Below are 1,682 nucleotides of genomic sequence, written 5' to 3'. Positions count from 1 at the left end.
TAGATCGACTTCGCGTTCAGTGCGACCTGGGCCATCGTGCCGACACCGCGCGCGGCATTGCCGCCGTCGGTCTTGGTGATAACGGCTGCCATCGAGTACGGCGCGTCGAACGTGCCTGTCAGGCTGTATTTGATGCCCGCACTGAGCACGCGCGGGTTGCCCGTGGGCGTGCCGCCGAAACCGTTCGGGACGTTGCTGAAACCGTACATTACGCCCGCGCCGAAGCCGTGCCAGTTCGGCGTTTCATACCGCACCATGTTGCTGACCGGCTCGCCCGCGAGACGATCAATGTCATAGGCGCCGTGGAACGCGTACGAAGGCGCAAACTGCGCGACATTCGTGTAGTACGAAACGTAGTCGTAGATGAAATCGTAGTCGTAGCCCGCGAGCAGCGTGCCGAAGGTCGTGCTCGACAGGCCGACGAACGCCCGGCGCCCGAACAGCGCGCCGCCGTGGCTCGCCGTGCCAGTGTTGAGCGAGAAGCCGTTTTCGAGCGTGAAGACCGCCTTCAGGCCACCCCCCAGATCCTCGGCGCCGCGCAAGCCCCAGCGCGATGCCTGGTTGATGCCGTCATCGAGCTTCCAGAGTGAATGTCCACCTGCGTTGCTCACGTATGTGATGCCGTCGTCCATGATCCCGTACAGGGTCACGCTGCTTTGCGCCTGCGCTGTGCCCGCCAATGCCGCGGCCACCGCACCAACAATCAGCTTCTGTTTCATCTTACTGTCTCCTTGTATATTGCAGGCAATCTCACCTGTTTTGTTCCCGTTTGCTCAGAGCTGTTTGCGTTCAACTTCCGCGACGCATGTGACGCGATGCGAGGAAGTAGTGCACTGACGACCAGATCAGCACCACGCTCACGGCGAGCATCGCGTAGCGGATGCCATAAGCCGACGCGTCGTGGCAGGCAGCCGCGAACGGGCCCTGCGGCGCTAGTGCCGGAGCATGAATGCCATGCGTACCTGTCGCCGCGCAAACCAGATGGAACTTGCCCGGCGTGAACAATCGTTCAGTGAAGCGATCGCTCAGGAAGCCGACCGCAGTCGGGCCGAGCCCCTGGCCGACGAGATTCATGAGGAGGAACACGAAAGCCGAAGCGGTGGCGCGCATGCGAGGCTCGACGATGCCTTGCACGATCGCGAAGGTGGGACCGTTCCAAGTGTTGAGCGCTATCGTGGCGACCAAGAGCAGCACGACGGCGACCGGCCACTGGTTCACCATGAACGCAGCCACAATGAGCGGAAAACCAATTGCCGTTCCCAGCGCGGGCACCCAGGCATACCAGCGACGGTCCATCTTGCTCGCCCAGTCGGCTGACATGCCGCCGAGTAAGTTGCCGACGATGCCGCCGATACCAATCACGAGGCCGAAGACAAGACCGGCCTGGGCATAGCCCATGCCATAGACGCGCGTCAGGTAGACCGGGATAAACAAGTTGATGCCAAACTGCGCGAACGCACCGATCGCGGTGCCGAGCAGCATCTGCACGAATGCCCGACTTTTCAACAGCACCGTGAGCACTTCGCGTAGTGAGGGCACCAGCGCGCCAGTGATCACGCCGCCTTCCTCGGCCGCGCCGCGCTTCGGCTCCCGCAGCGTAATCCAGGCGAGCAGGCCGAACGCCAGCCCAGGCAGGCCGACCACGTAGAACACCGGCCGCCACCCCATGTGCTGCACCATCC

Annotated in this window: 2 protein-coding genes; both read right to left on the bottom strand. The window is 62.9% G+C overall.

The annotated features are described in order from the left end of the window. A partial coding sequence (locus WCA53_RS03440; RefSeq protein ID WP_423905485.1) for a porin occupies positions 1-719 on the bottom strand: 719 nt, incomplete at its 3' end. A gap of 70 nt (positions 720-789) precedes the next feature. Beyond that, positions 790-1,682: MFS transporter (locus WCA53_RS03435; protein WP_423905483.1), on the bottom strand; the 893-nt coding region annotated here is incomplete at its 5' end.

The organism is Caballeronia sp. (assembly GCF_049581465.1).
In the GTDB taxonomy this organism is placed as follows: domain Bacteria; phylum Pseudomonadota; class Gammaproteobacteria; order Burkholderiales; family Burkholderiaceae; genus Caballeronia.
Note: the sequence above shows the minus strand (reverse complement) of the source record. Positions and strands in the feature narration are given on the sequence as shown.